The sequence below is a fragment of the Streptomyces cellostaticus genome, from assembly GCF_001513965.1.
GTDB lineage: Bacteria > Actinomycetota > Actinomycetes > Streptomycetales > Streptomycetaceae > Streptomyces > Streptomyces cellostaticus.
The window spans coordinates 60262-81878 of sequence record NZ_KQ948041.1; the positions used below are offsets into that span (position 1 = coordinate 60262).

The 21617-nt window shown below is 72.0% G+C and carries 20 protein-coding genes; 5 read left to right on the top strand and 15 right to left on the bottom strand.

Annotation, left to right across the window (positions count from 1 at the left end; translation table 11 throughout):
• Positions 1 to 63 precede the first annotated feature (63 nt).
• From AQI88_RS34640 to AQI88_RS34655, 4 genes are all read right to left on the bottom strand, one after another.
• A complete protein-coding gene (locus AQI88_RS34640) occupies positions 64 to 1296 on the bottom strand; it encodes an MFS transporter (RefSeq protein ID WP_067007187.1) in 1233 nt (410 codons plus the stop codon).
• Between the two features lie 90 nt (positions 1297 to 1386).
• Entirely contained in the window at positions 1387 to 2436 is a 1050-nt protein-coding gene (locus AQI88_RS34645) for a Zn-dependent alcohol dehydrogenase (protein ID WP_067007190.1), read from the bottom strand.
• Positions 2436 to 3584 (bottom strand): acyl-CoA dehydrogenase family protein, encoded by a 1149-nt coding sequence (locus AQI88_RS34650; protein WP_067007193.1) that lies wholly within the window; start codon positions 3582 to 3584, stop codon positions 2436 to 2438. The genes AQI88_RS34645 and AQI88_RS34650 overlap by 1 nt, the downstream gene beginning before the upstream one ends.
• Before the next feature lie 133 nt (positions 3585 to 3717).
• Positions 3718 to 4629 carry an SDR family NAD(P)-dependent oxidoreductase gene (locus AQI88_RS34655; protein WP_067007196.1) on the bottom strand — a complete coding sequence of 304 codons (912 nt, stop codon included), beginning with the start codon at positions 4627 to 4629 and terminating at the stop codon, positions 3718 to 3720.
• 85 nt (positions 4630 to 4714) lie between these two features.
• Between AQI88_RS34655 and AQI88_RS34660 the strand changes: the two genes are divergently transcribed.
• Positions 4715 to 5641, top strand: coding sequence for a cyclase family protein (locus AQI88_RS34660; RefSeq protein WP_067007199.1), 927 nt, complete (start codon positions 4715 to 4717; stop codon positions 5639 to 5641).
• 236 nt (positions 5642 to 5877) lie between these two features.
• On the opposite strand, the gene AQI88_RS34665 is transcribed toward AQI88_RS34660, so the two are convergent.
• From AQI88_RS34665 to AQI88_RS34680, 5 genes are all read right to left on the bottom strand, one after another.
• Positions 5878 to 6375: an ATP-binding protein gene (locus AQI88_RS34665; protein WP_067007203.1), complete on the bottom strand. Its 498-nt coding sequence runs from the start codon at positions 6373 to 6375 to the stop codon at positions 5878 to 5880.
• 18 nt (positions 6376 to 6393) lie between these two features.
• Positions 6394 to 6531 (bottom strand): hypothetical protein, encoded by a 138-nt coding sequence (locus AQI88_RS46210; RefSeq protein WP_159050463.1) that lies wholly within the window; start codon positions 6529 to 6531, stop codon positions 6394 to 6396.
• A gap of 397 nt (positions 6532 to 6928) precedes the next feature.
• A complete protein-coding gene (locus AQI88_RS34670; RefSeq protein WP_067007206.1) occupies positions 6929 to 7801 on the bottom strand; it encodes an acyl-CoA dehydrogenase family protein in 873 nt (290 codons plus the stop codon).
• Positions 7802 to 7803: 2 nt separating this feature from the next.
• The gene (locus AQI88_RS34675; protein ID WP_067007209.1) at positions 7804 to 8937 is read right to left on the bottom strand and encodes an acyl-CoA dehydrogenase family protein; all 1134 of its coding nucleotides are present in this window, start codon (positions 8935 to 8937) and stop codon (positions 7804 to 7806) included.
• Positions 8937 to 10130, bottom strand: coding sequence for an amidohydrolase family protein (locus tag AQI88_RS34680; protein WP_067007212.1), 1194 nt, complete (start codon positions 10128 to 10130; stop codon positions 8937 to 8939). The genes AQI88_RS34675 and AQI88_RS34680 overlap by 1 nt, the downstream gene beginning before the upstream one ends.
• A 139-nt stretch (positions 10131 to 10269) precedes the next feature.
• Here AQI88_RS34680 and AQI88_RS34685 point away from each other — a divergent pair, with 139 nt between their 5' ends.
• Positions 10270 to 11796: a class I adenylate-forming enzyme family protein gene (locus tag AQI88_RS34685; protein WP_067007214.1), complete on the top strand. Its 1527-nt coding sequence runs from the start codon at positions 10270 to 10272 to the stop codon at positions 11794 to 11796.
• Here AQI88_RS34685 and AQI88_RS34690 read toward each other — a convergent pair.
• Both AQI88_RS34690 and AQI88_RS34695 read right to left on the bottom strand, forming a co-directional pair.
• Positions 11780 to 12292 carry an EF-hand domain-containing protein gene (locus AQI88_RS34690; protein WP_067007217.1) on the bottom strand — a complete coding sequence of 171 codons (513 nt, stop codon included), beginning with the start codon at positions 12290 to 12292 and terminating at the stop codon, positions 11780 to 11782. The genes AQI88_RS34685 and AQI88_RS34690 overlap by 17 nt on opposite strands.
• Positions 12293 to 12431: 139 nt before the next feature.
• Positions 12432 to 12806 (bottom strand): STAS domain-containing protein, encoded by a 375-nt coding sequence (locus tag AQI88_RS34695; protein ID WP_067007220.1) that lies wholly within the window; start codon positions 12804 to 12806, stop codon positions 12432 to 12434.
• Between the two features lie 341 nt (positions 12807 to 13147).
• On the opposite strand from AQI88_RS34695, the gene AQI88_RS34700 reads away from it, so the two are divergent.
• A complete protein-coding gene (locus AQI88_RS34700) occupies positions 13148 to 13720 on the top strand; it encodes a sigma-70 family RNA polymerase sigma factor (RefSeq protein ID WP_067007223.1) in 573 nt (190 codons plus the stop codon).
• A complete protein-coding gene (locus AQI88_RS34705) occupies positions 13717 to 15132 on the top strand; it encodes a zf-HC2 domain-containing protein (protein WP_398698493.1) in 1416 nt (471 codons plus the stop codon). Before AQI88_RS34700 ends, AQI88_RS34705 begins: the two co-directional genes overlap by 4 nt.
• 93 nt (positions 15133 to 15225) lie before the next feature.
• Here the strand turns inward: AQI88_RS34705 and purU are convergent, their stop codons facing one another.
• The gene (gene purU / locus AQI88_RS34710) at positions 15226 to 16107 is read right to left on the bottom strand and encodes a formyltetrahydrofolate deformylase (protein WP_067007226.1); all 882 of its coding nucleotides are present in this window, start codon (positions 16105 to 16107) and stop codon (positions 15226 to 15228) included.
• A gap of 46 nt (positions 16108 to 16153) precedes the next feature.
• Positions 16154 to 16654: an SCO4402 family protein gene (locus AQI88_RS34715; protein ID WP_067007229.1), complete on the bottom strand. Its 501-nt coding sequence runs from the start codon at positions 16652 to 16654 to the stop codon at positions 16154 to 16156.
• Positions 16655 to 16771: 117 nt separating this feature from the next.
• Here AQI88_RS34715 and AQI88_RS34720 point away from each other — a divergent pair, with 117 nt between their 5' ends.
• Entirely contained in the window at positions 16772 to 18100 is a 1329-nt protein-coding gene (locus AQI88_RS34720) for an ABC transporter substrate-binding protein (protein ID WP_208615986.1), read from the top strand.
• 24 nt (positions 18101 to 18124) lie between these two features.
• On the opposite strand, the gene AQI88_RS34725 is transcribed toward AQI88_RS34720, so the two are convergent.
• A complete protein-coding gene (locus tag AQI88_RS34725) occupies positions 18125 to 19906 on the bottom strand; it encodes a hypothetical protein (protein WP_067007231.1) in 1782 nt (593 codons plus the stop codon).
• 200 nt (positions 19907 to 20106) lie between these two features.
• Positions 20107 to 21492: an NsdA family TPR-like regulatory protein gene (locus AQI88_RS34730; RefSeq protein ID WP_067007234.1), complete on the bottom strand. Its 1386-nt coding sequence runs from the start codon at positions 21490 to 21492 to the stop codon at positions 20107 to 20109.
• Positions 21493 to 21617 lie beyond the last annotated feature (125 nt).

Genomic DNA, 21617 nt, shown 5'->3' on the forward strand with positions numbered 1-21617 from the left:
CCCTGGGCACGCCACCGGGGTGCCGAAGTCGCGGATCCGCAAGGGACCGGCTTCCCGCTCGGATCACGACTTCGGCACCGTCGGCACCCGGTCCCGGTCGCTCGCGGACCCCACCTCACCCTCCCCCCTGCGCGCCACCGGGCCCGCCTTGCGTATCTCCCCCCACCAGCCCACCCCCGTCAGCGTCAGGGTCAGCCCCACGCCCGCCAGGATCGCCGTCGAGGGAGCTGTCCAGGTGAGCAGGGCGCCCGCCAGGGAGCCCGTGGCTGCGTAACCGGCGCCGACTGCTGCGTACATGACCGAGTACGCGGCGGCCAGCGCTTCGGGCGGGAGGGCCTCGCGCAGGGACAGGTTGCGGGTGAGCATCGCCCCGGACTGGAGCAGTCCCGCCACCGCAAGACCGGCCGCGATGCCGGGCCCGGCCGGTATCAGCGCGACCGCGGTCAGGGCCGCCGCCATCCCGCACAGCAACAGCACACTGCGCGTGGCCAGTCGGCCCGGCCAGGTGCGCAGCCCGTACAGGAACGCGCCCACACCCGCGGTCGCCGACATGCCGAGCAGCAGCGGTCCCGACCAGCCGACGCCGATACCGCGCTGTTCCAGGAGCGCCGGCAGCACCAGTTCGGCGAGGGCGAGCAGGGACAGGCCGGCCGCACCGGTGACGTACACCGGCCAGGCGCCCGCCAGCACACGGAGTCCGGACGTGCCCCCGGTCCGCTCCTGCGCCTGCCACCCCTCGGGCAGCAGCCACAGGCCCGCGACCGAGGAGGCCATCAGGGCCGCCGCGAGCAGCAGCGGCAAGCCCGGGGCGACACCGAGCGCGAGGCCGGTCACCGCGGCCGGGGACACCGCCCAGATGCCCGAGGTCAGCATCGACTCGACCGACAGGGCCTGCGCGGCGGCGTGCCCGGGGACCAGTGAGGTGAGCAGGGCGCGCAGCCCTCCGGAGGCCGCCGCGGGTGCGGCACCGGCGAGGAACGCGAACGCGGCGAGGAGCACCGGGGGGCCGCCGGGAAACGCGCCGAGGCCCGCGAAGCCGACGGCACCAAGGGCAAGGCCGGCGGCCAGGTGCGGGCGGGCCCGGCGGGGGTTCATGCGCATGCCGAGCACGGGGGCGCCGAGGATCTCACCGATGACATAGGCCGCGGCGAGGGCGGCGCCCAGCGGGTAACCGCCCGGGCGTTCGCGGACCAGGAAGACCAGGGCCAGCGGGGCCATCGCCACCGGCATCCGGGCACCGATAGCCACGCAGGTCCAGGTCAGCACCTGTTTGGAGGCGACGTCGCGGTAGGTCATGCGATGACGGTAGGGGCCGGCGCCGACAATCACCGCCGCAATTTCCCCTGCCTGTGGACAACTCCGCGGCTGTGGACACCCACGGCCGTCTCAGAACGCGAGCACCCCCCGCGCCACCCGCCCCGCCTCCGCATCGGCCCTCGCCTTCTCGAAGTCCTCCACCGGGTAGGTCGCCGTCACCAACTCGTCCAGGAGCAGGCGGCCTTGGCGGTACAGCTCGGCGTACAGGGGGATGTCCCGCTGGGGACGGGAGGAGCCGTAGCGGCAGCCGAGGATCGCCTTGTCCAGGAACATGGAGGAGACGAGGAAGGACGCCTCCGCACCCGCCCGGGGCACGCCGAGCAGGACGGCCTGGCCGTGGCGGTCGAGGAGGTTGATCGCCTGACGGATCAGTTCCACCCGGCCGACGCACTCGAAGACGTGGTCGGCGCCGGTCGGCAGGATGTCCCGGACGCCGTCCGCCGAGGTCAGGAAGTCGGTCGCGCCGAACTGCCGGGCCGCCGCCTCCTTCGCCGGATTGGCGTCCACGGCCACGATCCTGAGGGCCCCGGCGAGGCGCGCACCCTGCAGGACGTTCAGCCCGATACCGCCGGTGCCGATGACGACCACGCTGTCCCCGCGGTCCACCCGCGCCCGGTTGAGGACCGCGCCGACCCCGGTGAGCACCCCGCAGCCGATCAGGGCCGCCGCCGGCAGCGGGATGTCCTTCGGGATCCGCACCGCCTGCACGGCCTTGACGACCGTACGTTCCGCGAAGGCCGAGTTGCAGGCGAACTGGTACACCGTCCGCCCGCCCCGCGTGAAGGGCTGCTGCGGGCGGCCGATCGCCTGGCGGCACATGGTCGGGCGGCCCCGGTCGCACTCCGCGCACGTGCCGCAGTTGGCGAGCGTGGACAGGGCCACGTGGTCACCGGGGGCCACATGGGTCACGCCCGCACCCACGGCCTCGACCACGCCCGCGCCCTCGTGGCCCAGCACCACGGGGACCGGGAAGGGGATGGTGCCGTCCACCACCGAGAGGTCGCTGTGGCACAGCCCGGCCGCCGCGATCGCCACCAGCACCTCGCCGGGCCCCGGCTCCCGTACCGTCAGGTCGTCCACCACCTGGACCTGCTTGCCGTCGAACACCACGCCACGCATCACACGACCCCCTTCGGCTCTCTCGGCAGACCGAGCACCCGCTCGGCGATGATCGTGCGCTGGACCTGGTCCGAGCCGCCGTAGACGGTGTCGGCCCGGGAGAAGAGGAACAGGTGCTGGTCGGGGTCGATCTCGTACGGCGCCGACGGCGACCAGTCCACGGGCCCCACGGCGGCCGCCCCGCCCCGGACCTGGACGGCCAGTTCCCCCAGCCGCTGGTGCCAGTTCGCCCACAGCAGCTTGGCCACGCTGGGCGCGCCCGCGTCGCCGGAGCCGCCGAGGGTGCGCAGGGCGTTCCAGCGCATGGTGCGCAGTTCGGCCCACTGGCGCACGAGCCGGGCGCGTACGACCGGGTCGTCGGCGGCGCCGGTGCGCCGGGCCGTCCGTACGACCTGTGCCAGTTCCTCGGCGAATCCGATCTGCTGGGCGAGTGTCGACACGCCGCGCTCGAAGCCGAGCAGGCTCATCGCCACCCGCCAGCCCTGCCCCGCTCCCCCGACGACGTGTTCCACGCGCGCGCGTGCCCCGTCGAAGAAGACCTCGTTGAAGTCGCTCGTGCCGGTCATCTGGCGGATGGGCCGGACCTCGATACGGCCCGGCTGGTCCATGGGGACGAGCAGGAAGCTGAGGCCGTGGTGGCGGCGGGAGTCCGGGTCGGTCCGGGCCAGGACGAAGCACCAGTCGGCCTCGTGGGCGAGGGAGGTCCAGATCTTCTGGCCGGTGATCCGGTACGACGACCCCTCACGCACCGCCGACGTGCGTATACCCGCCAGGTCGGAACCGGCCCCCGGTTCGCTGTAGCCCTGGCACCACAGCTCCTCCCCGGCCGCGATCGGCGGCAGGAAGCGTCTCTTGTGCTCCTCGCTGCCGTGGGCGATGAGGGTGGGGGCGAGCAGGTTCTCCCCGATGTGGCCGGACCGCGGGGGCGCGTCCGAGCGGGCGTACTCCTCGGCCCAGGCGACCTGCTGGGTGAGGGTGGCGGTGCGATTGCCGTACCCGCCCTCCGGCCAGCCGATCCCGATCCAGCCCGCCTCTCCGAGGGTCCGCTCCCAACTGCGCCGCTGCAGGGTGCGGTTGGCGTGAGCGGCCAACCACGCACGAGCCTCGGTGCGGAACGCATCGTCCTCGGAGGTGAATTCAAAGTCCACGACCGCTCCTCTCGACACCGGTCGGATCAGCCAGCCCAGGGGCGCGGGACTGTATCGATATGCGGCTCCGCCGCGTGGGCGCGACCAGCCGCAGAGGACCCGCAGCCGCCATACGACGCATCCCCCCGAGCTCTTAGGCGTTCGGCCGCTCGCCCTGCGCAGCGGACCTCTCCATCGCCGCCAACTGCGCAAGCATCGGCATCGGATCCACCCCGACCGACCCGGGCAGAAACTCCGCGATCGTCTCCGGCGTCCACCCGCCGGAGGCATACGCCGCCCGGAGTTCACGAGGCTGCGCCCACACCGCGATCTTGGGACCGGCGATCGTGTACACCTGGCCGGTGATGCCCTGCTCCTTGGCGGGGTCGGACAGCAGGTACACCACCAGCGCCGCCACGTCCTCCGGCTCGCCGATCTCCTTCAGCTCCATCGGAACGCCCGCCGACATCCGCGTACGGGCCACGGGGGCGACCGCGTTCGCGGTCACCCCGTACTTGTTCAAGCCCAGCGCAGCGCTCCGCACCAGCGAGATGATCCCGCCCTTCGCAGCGCTGTAGTTGGCCTGCGACACGGAGCCCTGGTGGTTGCCGCTGGTGAAGCCGATGAGGGTGCCGGACTTCTGGCGGCGCATGACGGCGGAGGCCGCCCGGAAGACGGTGAACGTGCCCTTGAGATGGGTGGCGACCACCGGGTCCCACTCCTCCTCGGACATGTTGAACAGCATGCGTTCGCGCAGGATCCCGGCGACGCAGACGACCCCGTCGAGACGGCCGTACGAGGACAGGGCCGCCTCGACGACCCGCTGACCGCCGGCCATCGTGGAGATGTCGTCGGCGACCGCGACCGCCTCGCCGCCCGCCGCCTCGATCTCCTTGACGACGGTGTCGGCGACCTCGCTCGTCGGCGAGGTGCCGTCGGTGGACACCCCGTAGTCGTTGACGACGACCTTCGCCCCCTCGGCCGCCGCCGCGAGCGAAACCGCACGCCCGATGCCCCGTCCGGCGCCCGTCACGGCGACCACCTTGCCTGCCAAGAAGTTCCCCACGTCCGGCCCCTTCCCGCGGTTTCTGACGGACCGTTAGATTTTATGTCGCGTCGGATGTGCGGACACAAGCCCCGGGGAGGCATCGATGTCACTGCCCGCCGAGTTCCACGACATCGCCAAGCGCGTGAACAACTGGGGGCGTTGGGGGCCCGATGACGAGATCGGCACCCTGAACCTGATCACCGGCGAGGTGGTGCGCGAGGCCGCGGCCTGCGTCCGCACCGGGCGCCGGGTGCCGCTCGCGCTGCCGCTCCAGCAGGACGGGGTGCAGACCGGGATGATCCCCGGGCGGGTCAATCCGCTGCACGCGATGGTGCAGATCAACCAGGAGCTGTTCGGACCGGGCACGGTGGCGTGCAGCGACGACGCGGTGACCATGGGGTTGCAGGCGGGCACCCACTGGGACGCACTGACCCATGTCTCGCACTCCGGCAAGCTCTACAACGGCCGCCCGGCGCACACGGTCACCGCGCACGCAGGTGCGGAGTTCGGCGGCATCGACAAGGCGCGGCACATCGTCTCGCGCGGGGTGCTGCTGGACGTGGCACGCGCGCGGGGCGTGGACCGGCTGGCGGGCGGGCACGCGGTCACGCCGGAGGACCTGGAGGCGGCGGAGGAGCTGGCCGGTACGCGCGTGCGCGCCGGTGACATCGTGCTCGTACGGACCGGGCAGGTGCGGGTCTGTCTGGCCGGGGACAAGCACGGGTACGGCTATCCGTCGCCGGGTCTCTCGGTGCGCTGCCCGGAGTGGTTCCACGCGCGCGATGTCGCCGCGGTCGCGAACGACACGCTCACATTTGAGATCTTTCCGCCCGAGATCGAGAATCTATGGCTGCCCGTGCACGCCCTGGACCTGGTGGAGATGGGGATGCTCCAGGGGCAGAACTGGAATCTCGAAGAATTGTCCACAGCCTGTGGAGAAGAAGGGCGGTACGCGTTCCTGCTGTCGGCGATGCCCGAGCCGTTCGTCGGGGCGACGGGGACGCCGGTGGCGCCTGTAGCCGTCCTGTGAAGTCCGGTTGGCGGCGCGCCCCCTGCAGACGACTTCGCGCCGCCATCCGGTGCGACCCACACTCGACGAGGGCCGCCGTCACCCGAGCCCTCGCCGTCCCCTCGCGGCGAATCGTTGCCCACAAGCGTGTTCAAGCGGTCACAAGCCGTCAACACCGGTACGGGGGTTTATTACTTTCGCCCCGTTCATACTGACCGCGCACGGATGCATCCCCGGCGCACCGCCGCACCGGAGGCCTACACCGCTTCGAACGCGAGGTCCTCGTACGCGGACAGACCGCCCCCGTACGCCACCGCTGCGCCCTCCCGGGCCTTCGAGCAGCGGTCCAGTTCGCACCAGATGCTCTTGCCGGAGCCCTCGGGGCTCCAGCCCCAGCGGTCGGCGAGGCAGTCGACGAGCGCCAGGCCCCGGCCGCCGGTGGCGTCACTGCCGGCGCAGCGCGGGACGGGGGCACGGGAACTGCTGTCGGCCACCTCCAGCCGCACGGTGGCCGACTCGGCCGCCTCCGCTTCCGCCTCCGCCACCTCTTCCTTCGCCGCGCCGGGCAGGGACAGCCGCAGCAGAGCCGGGCGGCCGGTGTGCACCACGGCGTTGGTCACCAGCTCGGAGACGAGCAGGATCAGGGTCTCGGCCAACGGTTCGTCGGCCCCTATGCCGAGCCCGGCGAGGCGTGAGCGGGCCCACCTTCTCGCCCGTCCCACCTCCGCAGGGTCGGGCCGGATCTCCAGCTGCACTTGAAGCACCTGCACCGCTCACACCATCCGAACCGGCGGACACATGACCCCACGCCAGCCGAACGCCGCGACGGAAGCCGCGGCGAGCAGCACGACGAGGGCCACGATCGTAGCCATTTTCTGCATGGCCAGAACAATGGCCAGAGCAAGGGTCACGGACCGTGATTCCCTTGCGAGACAGCATGGTTGACGTACAGTCACCCCAACAAGCGCTTCGGGCATATTCCAGCGCGAAGGAGTACGCGTGCTCCATACTGTGCGACGCGCGTGCCGGGGAGTCGAACAGGCGGGAGCGCAAGCCCTTACCGCCCCGCGAGCAGCGGCGCGCATCGCGCGGCCCGGCAACGCCCCAGGGGCACCACCGGCACGGCTCGTGCTCGCAGCCACTCGCATCCCACACAAGGTACCGGAGGGGGCACCCGACTCCAGGACGTGACGAGTCACGCGAAGGACACAACCCGGTATCGACGCTCCGTGATTCCGGTATGCCACGTTCCGCGACATCCCGGTCCGGCGATTCATCGACGGCCCAGCCCAGGGCGCTGCGGGGCGGTCAGGCCACCAGATCGGCGGCAAGCGCTTCCTCACTCTGCGTACTCCCGCCGCCACGTTGGGCCCGCACCCAGGCCCGTTTGAGATGCAGATGGACTTCCGCCTCCCAGGTGAAGCCCATGCCGCCGTGCACCTGGAGGCAGTCGCGGGCGCCGCGCACGGCGGCCTCGTCGGCGAGCAGCCGGGCGGCGGCGATATCGGCCGGATCGGCGGTCACGGCGGCCGCGTAGACGGCGGCGCGGGCCGTCTCGGCGCGCACCAGCAGGTCGGCGCACAGGTGTTTGACCGCCTGGAAGGCCCCGATCGGCTGCCCGAACTGCTCACGCGCCCGGGCGTGTTGCACGGCCAGCTCGCACGCGCGCGTGGCCGTGCCGAGCTGCTCGGCTGCGGTGAGAAGCACGGCCACCGGGTCCGGCGCGTCCGCGCCCGCGCCCAGAACGCGGTGCAGGGGCGTCAGCGGGTCCACCGAGCGCAGCGGCAGGGCCCCGGAGGCATCCCCGCACACGGTGTCCGCCGCGTCCAGCCACTCCACCAGAGAGCCGTCCGCGCGGGCCACGACACACTCACCGGTGGCGGCGCCGGGTACGGTCCCGGCGGCGAGGTGACTGGCCAGCACGGGCCCCGGGAGCAGCGCGCGGCCGGTCTCCTCGAAGACCAGCACCGTCTCCGGCAGACCGAGGCCGACCCCGCCCTCCGCCTCCGGCAGGCGCAGCGCGAACAGGCCCGCTGCGCCGAGCTCCCGCCACAGCTCCCGGTCCAGGTGTCCGGGCCGGGCCACGGCCGCCCGGAGCGCGTCGGCACCGAACCGGCGTTCCAGCAGCTGCCGCACCCCGGCCCGCAACGCCCGCTGTTCCTCGGTGAGTCGGAAGCGCACGGTCACCGTCCCTTGGGCAGGCCGAGGATGCGCTCGGCGACGATGTTGCGCTGGATCTGCGAGGTGCCGGCGGCGATGGTGTACGACAGCGAGGAGAGCCGGTCGAGAACCCAGGGCCGGTCCAGGTCGAGACAGTCCGGGCCGAGTACCTCGGCGGCGGTGTCGTACAGCTCCTGACGGGCGTGCGAATAGCTCAGTTTGAAAACCGAACCCCCGACGCCGGGCACCCCGCCGCCCGCCTCCGCCTCGCTCACGTTCCACTGGGTCAGCCGCCACAGCGCCCGGAACTCGGCGCTCAGCCGCCCGAGCCGCCTGCGCAGTACCGGATCGTCCCAGCGGCCGTTCTCCCGCGCCGTGCGGGCGAGTTCGCCGAGCACCCGGCGGCAGGCGACGACCTCGCCGACGAAGGCCGTGCCGCGTTCGAAGGAGAGCGTCACCATGGTCACGCGCCAGCCGTCGTTCTCCGCACCGACCCGGTGGGCCACCGGCACCCGGACCTCGTCCAGGAACACCTCGGCGAACTCCGCCGAACCGGCGAGCGTGCGCAGCGGCCGTACGGTGATGCCGTCGGCGTCCATGGGCATGGCGAGCCAGGTGATGCCCCGGTGTCTGGGTGCCTGCGGGTCCGTGCGGACCAGCAGTTCGCACCAGTCGGCGACCTCGGCGTGCGAGGTCCAGATCTTGGACCCGCTCACCACGTAGTCGTCGCCGTCCCTACGCGCGCGCGTGCGCAGCGCGGCGAGGTCGGAGCCGGCGTCCGGTTCGCTGAAGCCCTGGCACCACACCTCGTCCCCGCGCAGGATCGGCGGCAGCCAGCGCGCCCGCTGCTCGGGGGTGCCCTCGGCGGCGAGGGTCGGCCCGGCGTGCAGCAGTCCGACGAAGTTGGCGCCCACATAGGGCGCGCCCGCCTTCTCGGTCTCCTCCAGGAAGATCAGCCGCGTGGTCGGGGAGGCGTCCCAGTGGACGTCGGCGTACCCGGCGTCGTACAGCATCCGCTGCCAGCCGAGGTCGTAGGCGCGGCGGCCGGGCCAGTCGTCCGGGGACGGCCCCGCGGGCAGGGTGGGCAGCACCTTGGCGAGCCACTCCCGCAGCCGGACCCGGAACTCCTCCTCTTCCGGTGTGTACGAGAGGTCCATTACCGGTCGAGGTCCAGGCCGAGCATGCGGATGGCGTTGCCGCGCATCAGCTTGTACACGGTCCCGTCGTCCAGCCCCTTCACATGGTCGAGGGCGACCTCCTTGGTGTGCGGGAAGGTCGAGTCGACGTGCGGGTAGTCCGTCTCGAAGGTGGCGTTGTCGCGGCCGACGACGTCCAGGGACGCGACCCCGTGCTTGTCGCGGAAGAAGCAGCAGAAGATCTGCCGGTAGTAGTACGTCGACGGCGGCTCCGGGATCAGGTCCCGCACCCCGCCCCAGGCGCGGTGCTCCTCCCACACGTCGTCGGCGCGCTCCAGGGCGTACGGGATCCAGCCCATCTGCCCTTCGGAGTAGGCCAGTTTGAGGGCAGGGAATTTCACCAGCACCCCGCTGAAGAGGTAGTCCGTCATCGAGGCCATCGCGTTGTTGAAGCTGAGCGAGGCCTGGACGGCGGGCGGCGCGTCCGGGGAGGCGGCGGGCATCTGCGAGCTGCTGCCGATGTGCATGTTGACGACCGTCCCGGTCTCCTGGCACACCGCGAAGAACGGGTCCCAGTACCCGGAGTGGATGGACGGCAGCCCGAGATAGGTGGGGATCTCGGAGAAGGTCACGGCGCGCACCCCGCGCGCGGCGTTCCGCCGGATCTCTGCGACGGCCAGGTCCACATCCCACAGCGGGATGAGGCACAGCGGAATCAGCCGCCCCCCGCTGTCCCCGCACCACTCCTCCACCATCCAGTCGTTGTAGGCGCGCACGCACGCGAGGGCGACCTCCTTGTCGTGCGCCTCGGCGAAGGTCTGCCCGCAAAAGCGCGGGAAGGTCGGGAAGCAGAGGCTGCCCTCGACGTGGTTGAGGTCCATGTCGGCCAGCCGTGCCTTCGGATCCCAGCAGCCACGCCGCATCTGCTCCCGGGTGATCCCCTCCAGGGTCATCTCGTCCCGGTCGAAGCCGACGGCGGCGATGTTGCGCTTGTACGGGAACTTCAGGTCCTCGTAGATCCACCAGTCCGTCGGCTGGCCGTCCGGGTCCATGGTGATCTGGTACTTCCCGCCGACGTACGCCAGCTCCCCGATCCCGGCGGTCAGCGGCTTGGGGCCCCGGTCCCGGTACTTCGCCGGCAGCCAGGTCTCGAAGAGGTGGGCGGGCTCGATCACATGGTCGTCGACGCTGATGATGCGGGGCAGTTCGGTCATGGATCCCCACCTACCGATCTGATGGACCGTCAGATTTCTCGTCTCCAGCAGGCTAGCTCCGCACCCCTGGACCGACAAGGCGCACAGCCTTACGCTCTGCTGCAAATCTGACGCAGCGTCAGCTGAGCAGGGGGTCGAAGTGAACGACACCGCACACGCGCTGGGCGCCTCACGCACCCTGTGGGAGCTGGTGGACCGCCGGGCCGGCCTCACCCCTGACCGGCCCGTCCTCCTCCAGGACGACCGCCGCCTGACCTTCGGCGAGTTGCACACACGAGCCGAGCGGGTCGCGGCCGGCCTGTACGAGATGGGTGTACGCGCCGGCACGACGGTCGCCTGGCAACTGCCCACCCGCATCGAAACGGCCCTGCTGTCCTTCGCGCTGGCCCGCCTGGGCGCCGTACAGTCCCCGGTCATCCCCTTCTACCGGGACCGGGAGGTCGGCTTCGCGCTGCGCGAGTCCAGGGCCGAGTTCTTCGCCGTACCGGGTGTCTGGCGCGGTCACGACCACACGGAGATGGCCCGGCGGCTCGGCGCGAAGGGCGTCTTCGAGGCGTACGACACCCTCCCCGACGGCGACCCGTCCGCCCTCCCCGCTCCCCCCGCCGAAGGCACCTCGGTCCGCTGGATCTACTGGACCTCGGGGACGACCTCCGCCCCCAAGGGCGTCCTGCACACCGACCGCTCCCTGATAGCGGGCGGCTCGTGCCTGGCCCACGCCCTCCGCCTCACCCCCGACGACGTGGGCTCGATGGCGTTCCCGTACGCGCACATAGCCGGGCCGGACTACACGGTCATGTTGCTGTTGTACGGCTTCCCGGCGGTGATGTTCGAGCAGTTCGCCCTGCCGGACGCGCTGGAGGGCTACCGGCGGCACGGGGTGACGGTGGCGGGCGGATCGACGGCGTTCTACTCGATGTTCCTGGCCGAGCAGCGCAAGCAGCCAGGGGCGAAGGTGATTCCCTCCCTACGACTGCTCGCGGGCGGCGGGGCCCCGAAACCCCCGGAGGTCTATCACTCCGTCGTACGCGAGATGGGCGTCCAGCTCACCCACGGCTACGGCATGACCGAGGTGCCGATGATCACGATGGGAGACCCCGAGGACACCCCCGAGAACCTCGCGACGACCGAGGGGCGGCCGCCGCAGGGCATGGAGATACGGATCGTCGACGGCGAGGTGCGCCTGCGCGGCGAGGCGGTCTGCCGGGGCTATCTGGACCCCGCCCAGACGGCGGCGGCCTTCGACGGGGAGGGCTTCCTGCGCACGGGCGACCTCGGGCACGTGACGGACTCCGGGCACCTGGTCCTCACCGGCCGTCTGAAGGACGTGATCATCCGCAAGGGGGAGAACATCTCGGCGAAGGAGATCGAGGACCTGCTGGCCGCGCATCCGGCGGTGGGGGATGTGGCGGTGATCGGGCTGCCGGATGCGGAGAGGGGGGAGCTCGTCTGCGCGGTGGTCGAACAGCGCGTGGGGGCAGACGAGTTGACCTTGCCGGGGGCCGTCTCGTACCTGCGGGCGGCAGGGCTGTCCGTGCACAAGCTGCCGGAGCGGCTGGAGGTGGTGGACGCCCTTCCGCGGAACGAGACCTTGCGGAAGGTGCTCAAGTACAAGCTGCGGGAGCGGTTTTCGGGAGCGGCGGCCTGCCCTACTCAGGGACGGTGAAATACCGCGCGAACGCCGGGACGATCTCCGTCTCGCCGACCTTGCCGTCGGCATCGGTGTCGAGCGTTGCGGCGGCTGCCGCGGCGATCTCCTCCGGTACGTGGAAGACCCGCAGGACACGGGCGGCGTCCGGGACGGTGGCGTGGCCGTCCGCGTCCGGGTCGGCCACGGCGAGGGCCGCGTGCAGGAAGGGGCGGGCGATCTCGGCGAAGCGGTCGGGGTTGTCACGCAGGCGCTTGACCGCGCCGGTGACGAACTCCTCGCGGGTGATGCGCTGGTCGCCGTCCCGGTCCGCGATGCCGGCCATGCCCTGCCAGAACGCCTCGGCGCCGGCGTACAGCGCCTGGCCCTTGTCGGACCGGGCCGGGACGGCGAACTCGGCGAGCAGGGCCTTGGCCGCCGCATTGAAGTCCTCGCGGTCGATGTAGCCGTTGCCGTCCTGGTCGAAGGTGGCGAACCGGGCGGCGATCCTGCGCTCGTACTCGGTGCTGACCATGTCTGTTCGGGCCGCCTTACGTTGACGTGGGGATAGCTCCGGGTGGAGCGTACGTCGCGGATGACCGTGTTGTGGCGGGAAAGCGGCGGTTGTGCCAAGACCGGGGGAATTCTGCGACAACCTTGCGACCGGGGCATCGCTAGGCGGAGAGCGGGCCCACCTCGTCGGTGGTGGCGGAGTCGACGTCGGGGCGCACGTCGAAGAGGCGGCGGACGCCGAGCGCGCCGAGGACCCGGTTGACGTGCGAGCCGTCGTCCGCGCCCTGGTCCGGCAGGATCAGCCGCAGCCGGCCCTGGCAGGAGCGGATCAGTCTGCGCGCGGCGACGAGGACGCCGACCCCGCTGGAGTCGCAGAAGAAGACCTCGGAGAGGTCGAGGATCAGACTGTGGTGGCCCTCGGCGACCACGTCGTGCACCCGCTGGCGCAACACCGGCGAGGTCATCAGATCCAGTTCCCCGGACACCCGGAGCACGGCCCACTCGCCCTGTTCGACGCCGGTCACCTTGAATGCCACGGCCCTGCCCCTCCGCTCGCCGGATCGCCCGGAACCGCCCGGAAACGGAAGCAGTTCCTACGTTTCTTTCCGCGCGGCTGCCCAGCGGCGGTTCCCTGAAACTTCGGCGAGCAAACCGCGGACGATCGGCAAGGGTCTTGTTTCGGTCACCTTCGATCCTGTTCGATCAGGGATGGACACCCATTGAGTGAAGGTTATGTGAAGAGGGCACTATCACCTGCGACGTCTCGGGGGGCGCACATTGACACAAAGGAGCGTGGACTGTCAGAGGTGCCGACTACATTCGGGATGACGGTACAGACACGCTGAACGAGCCGGACAAGGGCGAGGGAAGGGGCCGCATGGCGCAGAAGGACGTACCGCCCCGCTGGGACCGCAAGATGCAGCAGCGGCTCGCACGCGGGGAAGCTGCCGCACTCGGCGAGATGTACGACCGGTTCGCCTCCCTCGTGCACAGTCTCGCCCACCGCGTCCTCGGCGACGAGCGGGCCGCCGACAGAGTCACCCGCGAGGTCTTCGCCCACGTCTGGGAACACCCCGAGACCTACGACCCCAAGCAGGGCCCGCTGCGCTCCTGGGTCGCCGCCGTGACCCATCGGCTGGCCGTGCAGCGGCTGCGCGCCACCGAGACCGCCGCGCTCCCGCAGGGCGAGAGCGGCTCCGCTCAGGAGCTGGAGAGCAAGCTGCGCCGCGCCTCGGTCGCCGCCCGCGCCGACTACATCGTCCACTCCATGCCCGCCCCGCTGCGCGCCGCCCTGGAACTGGCCTATTTCCAGCGCCGCGACTACCGCCAGACCGCCGCCGACCTCGGCGTCACCGAGGACGAGGCCCGCCGCCGGCTCCGCCTGGGCCTGCAACTGCTGTCCACCGCCCACAACGTCGGCACACCGCCGGGATACGGGGGTGCGGTGTGAGCAGCGCGGGAGGATTCGAGGCGCACGAGGGGAACGGCGAGCACCGCGGGGACGACGAGCGCGACGAGTACCTCGGGCGGGATGAGGACGAGTTCGGGGGCGCTGCGGACACGGGCTCCGCTGCCGGGGGCGGTGCTGGAGACGGTGACGTGCCGTCGGGCACCGGCGGGACCGGTCCGGGCGGGCCGCCCCGTATACCGCTGCCCCGTGCCTCCGTCGAGGACGGCGGGCAGCCGCTGCCCGGCCCCGCCGACCTGGGCAGCCCCGCGCCCGTGCCGCTCGATCTGTCGCACGACGTCCTGAAGTCGCTCCTCGGCGCATGGGCGCTGGCCGCCTGCTCGCCGGCGGAGACCGCGGCCGTCGAGGAACACCTCGGCGCCTGCGGGTCCTGCGCGGACGAGGCGCTGCGGCTGCGCGAGGCGGTCGGCCTGCTGCACCAGCCCGAGAGCCTCGACCTGGACCCGGCGCTGCGCACCCGTGTCCTGCAGAGCTGCCTGAACCGCCGGCCGCCGGGCATCCCGGTGCCCGAGTGGGCGTCTCCGTACGACGCCGAGACCGCGCGGCTGGACGCGCTGCTCCAGGACTTCGGGGACGCCGAGTGGCATGCGCCCGTACGGCTGCGGTGGTTCGAGGCCGACCAGGCGACGAGCCGTCGTACCACCGTGGCCGGGGTGATCGCGCATCTGCTGTCGGTGGACGGGCTGGTCGCGATGGCGCTGGGTCTGGAGGATCCGCTGGCGGAGGTCCTCGAGAGAGACAAGACGCGCGAGCAGGGCAGCGTGGCGGGGCCCGCCGGGCGTACCGAGGCGTTCTGGCGGACCTCGCACTTCCCGCCGACGCGCTCGGTGCGGGCGCCGTGGCGGGAGCAGAGCCACAGCCTCGTGCGGACGGTGTCCTTCACGGGCGGCGCCGGTGGGCTCACGGTGCCGTACGACGACTTCCAACTGCCGTTGCACGACGCAATGCTGGACCGCGCCTTCGAGTGCTGGGTGCACGCGGAGGACATCGCGGAGGCGGTGGACTATCCGTACGACCCGCCCGCGCCCCGTCATCTGAACAAGATGATCGACCTGGCGGCCCGGATGCTGCCGACCGCGCTCGCCGAGCGGCGGCGGGCGGGACTGTCCGCGCCCGGGCAGACCCCGCATCTCGTGCCGGCGGGGGCGCCGGGGCGGAGCCTGCGGCTGGAGATCGAGGGGGCGGCCGGTGGGGAGTGGCTGATCCCGCTGGACTCGCCCGCGGCGGTGGGCTCCGCGGAGTTCGAGGTGGCCCATGTCGCGCTGGACGGGGTGGAGTTCTGCAAGCTGGCCGCCGGGCATGTTCCTCCGGAGGAGGCTGCGGCGGGGCAGGTGGGTGACCGGGAGGCCATCAGGGATGTGCTGTTCGCTGCCGCGGGGTTGAGCCGCATGTAGGGGTGGGTTGCGCAATCGCGGGCGGCTGCGGGTTGCGTGTGGTTGTTCGGCCCCCACGCACCCGCAGCCGCCCGAGCCGAAGAAGCCCCCCTCTTAGGCGAACACCACCGTCCGCCGCCCGTTCAGCAGAATCCTCCGCTCCGCATGCCACTTCACCGCCCGCGCCAGCGCCTGGCACTCCACATCGCGGCCGATGGCGACCAGCTGGTCCGGGGTCACGTCGTGGCCGACCCGCTCGACCTCCTGCTCGATGATCGGCCCCTCGTCGAGATCGGCGGTGACGTAGTGCGCCGTCGCACCGATCAGCTTGACGCCCCTCGCATGCGCCTGGTGGTACGGCTTCGCACCCTTGAAGCTCGGCAGGAAGGAGTGGTGGATGTTGATGATCCGGCCGCTGAGCTGCTTGCACAGGTCGTCGGAGAGGACCTGCATGTAGCGGGCGAGGACGACCAGTTCGACGTTCTCCTCGCGGACGAGCTCGAGAATCTGCGCCTCGGCCTGCGGCTTGTTGTCCTTCGTCACCGGGATGTGGTGGAAGGGAATGTTGTACGAGCCCACCAGCTCGGCGAATTCCGTGTGGTTCGACACCACGGCCGCGATCTCCACGGGCAGCGCGCCGATCCGGGCACGGAAGAGCAGGTCGTTCAGGCAGTGGCCGAACTTGCTGACCATCAGCACGATGCGCATCTTCTCGTCGGCCCGGTTGATCTGCCAGTCCATGTGGAAGGAGTCACCGATCGCCGCGAAGCTCGCCCGCAGCTTGTCCACCGTCACCGGCGCCTCCGCCGAGAAGTGGACGCGCATGAAGAACAGACCCGTGTCGTGGTCGCCGAACTGCTGGCTGTCCTCGATGTTGCAGCCGGTCATGAACAGGTAGCTCGACACGGCGTGCACGATGCCCTGCTTGTCCGGGCAGGAGAGGGTGAGGACGTACTGATCGGCGGGGGCCGCGGCTCGGGTGGACTGCTCAGTCATGCACCACAGGGTCTCATGTCCGGCCCACCCGAGGCGTGAACGTCCGCTAAGCGGACCGCGTGAGGATCCGCAGCACGTCGAGGCTCTTCGGCGGCGCGTCCGCGTCCTCCCCGTCACTCGCCGACATCCGCACATGCGCGTCCCGGGCCGCCCGCACCGCCTCCGGCCACCCGTGGTGGTCGAGGTAGGCGGCGACCGGCGCGTCCGGGCCGACCTGGTGCATGATCCGCAGCACCCGCAGGACGGCCGTGTCGACGAGCGCCGCCTCCTGCGAGTCCCGGAATATCGTTCCGACGTATTTCTCCGCGGACCAGTTGTCCAGCCAGGTGTCCTCCACCAGCCGGTACACGGCGTCGGTGACGTCACCGTAGCCGTCCACGCCGGCCAGCCAGACGTCCCGCTGGAACACCGGATCGGAGAGCATGTGCAGCGCGGAACGCACGTTGCTGCGCCAGCGCCACCACGGCATGTCGTTCTGTGGCATGCCGCCCATGGTGGAGGAGCGACGGCCGCGACGGGAAGAGTTCTCCGAACCTTGCACGGTCATCGATCGTACGTTCCCCGCCACAGCAGTCTCACCGGCCCCCGTAATTCACCTCGGTGTCACCTTTCGTTGACCGAGGGTCACTCCCCGGTTAGTGGTGTGACGGAATCGTGTGGGCCCATGACCGGCAGGCGACGCATCCGCAGCACCTTCCTCCGCTCCTTCTCCCGGCCCGTCAGAGCCACCGCCCTGTCGGCGGGCGCGCTGGCCGCGTGTGCGTCGCTCACCGCCGGATGCGGGGTCATCCCCGGTGCCACGGGGGGCTCCGGGGATGACCCGATCAAGATCATGACCTGGGCCCCCGAGAAGACCGACGCCACCAACAAGCCCGGCATGCCCGCGATGGCCCGCGCCTACGGCAGGTGGATCAACTCCCACGGCGGTGTCAACGGCCGCAAGCTCGAGGTCCTGACCTGCAACGACCACAACGACAGCGTGGGCGCCGCGAAGTGCGCCCGGCGCGCGGCGGCCGAGGACGTGGTCGCGGTCGTCGGCTCCTACAGCCAGTTCGGCGACTCCTACCTCGCCCCGCTGGAGAGCGCCGGTATTCCCTACATCGGCGGCTACGGCGTCACCAACGAGGAGTTCACCGGGCCCATGTCGTACCCGGTCAACGGGGGCCAGCCCGTCCTCCTGGCCGGCCTCGGCCGGGCCCTGTCCGCCTCCTGCGGCCCGGTCGCCCTGGTCCGCCCCGACAGCATCGCCGGCGACCAGCTGCCCGCGCTGCTCGACTCGGGCCTGAAGGCGGGCCGGCACACGGCGGCCGCCGACCATCTCGCCGCCGAGGACGCCACCGAGTACGGCGGCCAGGCCGAGCAGGCGCTGCGGTCCGCGACCAGGGACGTGGCCAGGAAGGGCTGTGTGGTGCCCGCGCTCGGGGACCGCACCGACACCTTCATGGACTCCTTCCGGCGCACCCGCGACGAGTTCCCGGCGGTGCGGACGGCGACCGTGCTGGGCAGCGTCGACCAGACCGTGATCAACGCGACGGGCGGGGCGTCGGGGCCGTACGAGGGGGCGTACATCACCGGCTGGTACCCGGTGGCGTCCGACGCGCGCTGGGACCCGATGAAGAAGGTGATCAACGAGGAGGCCTTCGGCGACAACCGCATCGACCCCGCGGACGCCGGAGTGCAGACCACCTGGATCGCCTACACCGTGCTCAAGGCCGCCCTGGACAAGATCGGCAACGGCGAGGTGAGCGCCGACAGCGTGCGGCACACCCTCGACGGCGGCCTGAAGGTGTCCACCGGCGGCCTCACCCCGACCCTGCACTGGCCCTACGAGAGCAAGCTCGCCGGGCTCGGCCTCCCCCGGCTCGTCAACGCCGACGTGACCCTCCAGGTCGTCCAGGGCGGCCGGCTGGTCGCCGCGAAGAAGACCGGGGGCTCGGGCATCAACGGGATCACCGACATGACGAGCACGCTGGAGAGCGCGGACCTGGACTGACCCGGATCCCGGCGCCCGCCGCCCTCACAGCTGGGTCGGCTGGCGCCGGGTCAGGCCGTACTTCGTCGCGATGGCGTTCCACAGCGCGGCGGCCTTCACCTTCTGCGCGCTGGCGGTGCCGCTCTCCCGGTTGCCGGCCTGGGTCTGGCCGGTGATGCGGGCCTGGCCCTTGTGGCAGCCCTTCTTGCCGCCGCCCACCTGGTCGGCCCAGGCCGCGTAGTGGTTGTCGGCGGCGGCGGACGCCTGCCAGGCCTTGGTGAGGGCCGCGGTCAGCTCGGCGTTGCCCGGCAGCTTGTCGACGGACAGCTTGCCGAGCCGGGTGACCAGGTCGCCGCGCTGCTTGGCCGCGTCGCGCAGGTCGGAGGCGGACTGGTCCAGGCTGTTGCACCGCTTGACGTTCGCCACCGCCTGGATCACCGAGGCGCGGCTGCTGCCGCTGTCGGCGAGCAGCCCGTCCAGGGCGACCGCCTGCTGCTTGGCCGGGTCGGCGGCGGCCGAGGCGGAGTCCTGGGTGGCCGGGCCGGAGGCGGCGACGGTCTTGTTGTCGTTGCCCTTGTCCCCGCCACCGCTGCTGAGCAGCGCACCGACGCCGACTCCGAGGACGACGATGCCCACGCCGACGGCGGCGATCAGCGGCACCCGGGACCGGCTGCGGCCGCCCCGGCCCCCCTCGTCCTCGTACTCGTCCAGCGGCGCGCTGTGCGACGGCTGGGCCGGGCCCGGGTAGGCGTTCGGCTGCTGGATGCGCGGCATCTGCTGCGTGGCCCCGGCCGGGCTCTCGGCACCGCCCGGCCCGCTGCGGAAGAGGTTGTCGAACTCGGCGGGCGGCTGCCGCTCCCCGCCCGGCGCCTGGCCGGTGTACGGCGGGATGTACTGCGTGGCCTCCGCGTCGGAGTGGGCGGCCGGGGCGGACGGCTGCTGCACACGCCCCAGGTACCGCGTCTCCTCCCCGGCGGTCTCCGGCGGCAGCGCACCGGGCACCACCGGCGGGATGTACTGCGTGGCGCCCTCGTCGGCGGGGGCCGCCGGGACCGGGGGCAGGTACTGGGTGGCCCCCTCGGCCGCGGGCGCCGCCGGGACGGGCGGGAGGTACTGGGTCGCCCCTTCGTCCGCGGCCGCGGGAGCAGGTGCGGGTATGCCGCCGCTGCCCGCCGAGGGAACCGGCGGAAGGTACTGGGTCGCGCCCTCGGCCGTCGGCGGCAGCGGAGCGGCCTGCGGCAGGCCTGGCGGCGCGCTCTGCGCCGGATAGGCGTCCGACGCGGCCGGCGGCAGCGGCGCCGCGGCAGCGGGAGCGGGCGGCGCTGGGTACTGCTGCTGGTACGGGGCGGGGTCGCCGTACGCGGGCTGCTGGCCGCCGCCGTACTGGGGCTGGTGGCCGCCGCCGTACTGGGGCTGGTGGCCGCCGGAACCATAGGCCGGGTCCTGGCCGGCGGAGCCGTACGCCGGGTTCTGGCCACCCGTGCTGTACGCCGGTTCCTGGCCGCCGGAGCCGTAGGTCTGGCCGCCGTACGACGGAGCCGGTGCGCCCTCCGGGGGCAGCGGGCCGGGGCCGTTGCCGGACGGGGGCTGCTGTTCCGGGGTGCCCCACTGCTGGCCGGCCGCCGCGGGCCAGCCCTGGTCGGGCTGGGGCGCCTGCTGCCGACCGGGACCCCACTGGCCGCCCCATGCCTGGCCGCCGGCCGGCCCGACGGGGGCCGGGGTGCCGGTCATGCCTGGCAGCAGCGGCTCACCTCCGTCGGAGGGCAGCACGATGCCTTCGTGCGCGGGCCGCGCCGAGGGCTCCTCGCCCTGTCCACTCTGCGTCACCGGGACTCCTACGAATGGGGGACCTTCGGAATCGTCGGCACACGCTACCGGGTCCCCCGAGCGGGGTGCCATGCAGCCAAGGGCGCGATCTTCTTCCCTGTGACAGTGGTAACAAACCGCCCCGCGGTGCGCCGTACACGGCATCCGCCGCGCATCCGGATGCCGTTTCCCGTCCGTTCACGCATCCGCGGGGCTGGTGTTCAGGCGGCCTGCTGGAGATCGAGGCGGGCCCCGAACTCCCGTACGACCGTTTCGTCCCGGAAGGGTTCCAGGCGCTGCTGGAGATCCTCCAGATACTCGGCGCCCCGGTTGGAGCGGAGCGTCTCCAGCAGTTCCACGGCCTTCAGACCGGTGCTGCAGGCCTGCTCGATCTCGCGCTGCTGCACCTGGGCCGTGGCGAGCAGCACATAACCGATGGCGCGGCGGCGGGCCCGGGACTCGGGGTGTCCGGCCAGCGCCTGCTCGGCACAGCGCGCCGCCGCCTCGGCCTGGCCCAGGTCGCGGTGGCAGTGCGCCAGTTCGTCGGCCAGATACGCCTCGTCGAAGTGCGCGATCCACACCGGGTCGTCCCCGGAGGCCGCGTCCGCCCCTTCCATCGCCGCGACGGCCCGCCCGGAGGCGTCCTGCGCGGCCCGGACGTCGCCGAGCAGGGCGTGCCCGCGGGCCTCGGCCGCATGGAACATCGCCTCCGCGCGCGGAGTCACGCGCCCGCGCGCCCCCTCCTGCGCGGCACGCGCCAGCTGGGCGATCTCGCGCGGGTTGCCGAGCTGCGCGGCCAGGTGGCTCATGGAGGCAGCGAGGATGTAACCGCCGTAGCCGCGGTCGCCCGCCGCCTGCGCCAGCCGCAGCGACTGGATGTAGTAGCGCTGGGCCAGACCCGGCTGCCCGGTGTCCACCGCCATGTACCCGGCCAGCTCCGTCAGCCGGGCCACGGTCGCGAAGAGATCGCGGCCGACCGCCTCCCGGTACGACCCCGCGAGCAGCCCGGAGACGACGCTGTTGAGGTAGTGCACGACGACCGGGCGCACATGCCCGCTGCCGAACTGGTGGTCGAGGTCCACCAGCGCCTGGGTCATGGACCGCACGGCCGCCACGTCGGACTGGCCCACCCGCGCGCCCGCCTGCCGGGCCACCTGGGCGTCCGGCGCCGAGATCAGCCAGTCGCGGCTGGGCTCGACCAGCGCGGAGGCGGCGACGGAGGAGCCGGACAGGAAGTCCCGCCGGCCCACGTCGCTGCGCCACAGCTCACAGACCTGCTCGATGGCCCCCAGTACCGTCGGCGAGAACTGGAGACCGACCCCCGAGGCGAGGTTCTTGCCGTTGGCCATGCCGATCTCGTCGATCGTGACCGTACGGCCGAGCTTGCGCCCGAGCGCCTCCGCGATGATCGCCGGGGCCCGGCCCCGCGGCTGCTGGCCGCGCAGCCAGCGGGCCACGGACGTCTTGTCGTAGCGCAGGTCGAGCCCGTGCTCGGCGCCGCACATGTTGACCCGCCGGGCCAGCCCGGCGTTCGAGCATCCCGCTTCCTGGATGAGTGCTTGCAGCCGTTCGTTCGGCTGCCTCGCCACGAGAGGCCTTGCGGCCATGTGCTACCCCCTGCGTTGCGATCCCCTGGATCGTGAAGATCCGGCCGGAAGCATCCGGTCGTGAAGATCACTGCCCAGCTGACATACCGTCAATGCGCGACATGTGCGGTTTGCCGGGGTAAAGG

What these genes read in the sequence shown, in the direction of transcription:
- AQI88_RS34640 (WP_067007187.1), bottom strand. Translation starts at nt 1,296, where the DNA reads ATGACCTACCGCGACGTCGCCTCCAAACAGGTGCTGACCTGGACCTGC.
- AQI88_RS34645 (WP_067007190.1), bottom strand. Translation starts at nt 2,436, where the DNA reads ATGCGTGGCGTGGTGTTCGACGGCAAGCAGGTCCAGGTGGTGGACGAC.
- AQI88_RS34660 (WP_067007199.1), top strand. Translation starts at nt 4,715, where the DNA reads ATGTCACTGCCCGCCGAGTTCCACGACATCGCCAAGCGCGTGAACAAC.
- AQI88_RS34675 (WP_067007209.1), bottom strand. Translation starts at nt 8,937, where the DNA reads ATGGACCTCTCGTACACACCGGAAGAGGAGGAGTTCCGGGTCCGGCTG.
- AQI88_RS34680 (WP_067007212.1), bottom strand. Translation starts at nt 10,130, where the DNA reads ATGACCGAACTGCCCCGCATCATCAGCGTCGACGACCATGTGATCGAG.
- AQI88_RS34690 (WP_067007217.1), bottom strand. Translation starts at nt 12,292, where the DNA reads ATGGTCAGCACCGAGTACGAGCGCAGGATCGCCGCCCGGTTCGCCACC.
- AQI88_RS34700 (WP_067007223.1), top strand. Translation starts at nt 13,148, where the DNA reads ATGGCGCAGAAGGACGTACCGCCCCGCTGGGACCGCAAGATGCAGCAG.
- purU (WP_067007226.1), bottom strand. Translation starts at nt 16,107, where the DNA reads ATGACTGAGCAGTCCACCCGAGCCGCGGCCCCCGCCGATCAGTACGTC.
- AQI88_RS34715 (WP_067007229.1), bottom strand. Translation starts at nt 16,654, where the DNA reads ATGACCGTGCAAGGTTCGGAGAACTCTTCCCGTCGCGGCCGTCGCTCC.
- AQI88_RS34720 (WP_208615986.1), top strand. Translation starts at nt 16,772, where the DNA reads ATGACCGGCAGGCGACGCATCCGCAGCACCTTCCTCCGCTCCTTCTCC.
- AQI88_RS34730 (WP_067007234.1), bottom strand. Translation starts at nt 21,492, where the DNA reads ATGGCCGCAAGGCCTCTCGTGGCGAGGCAGCCGAACGAACGGCTGCAA.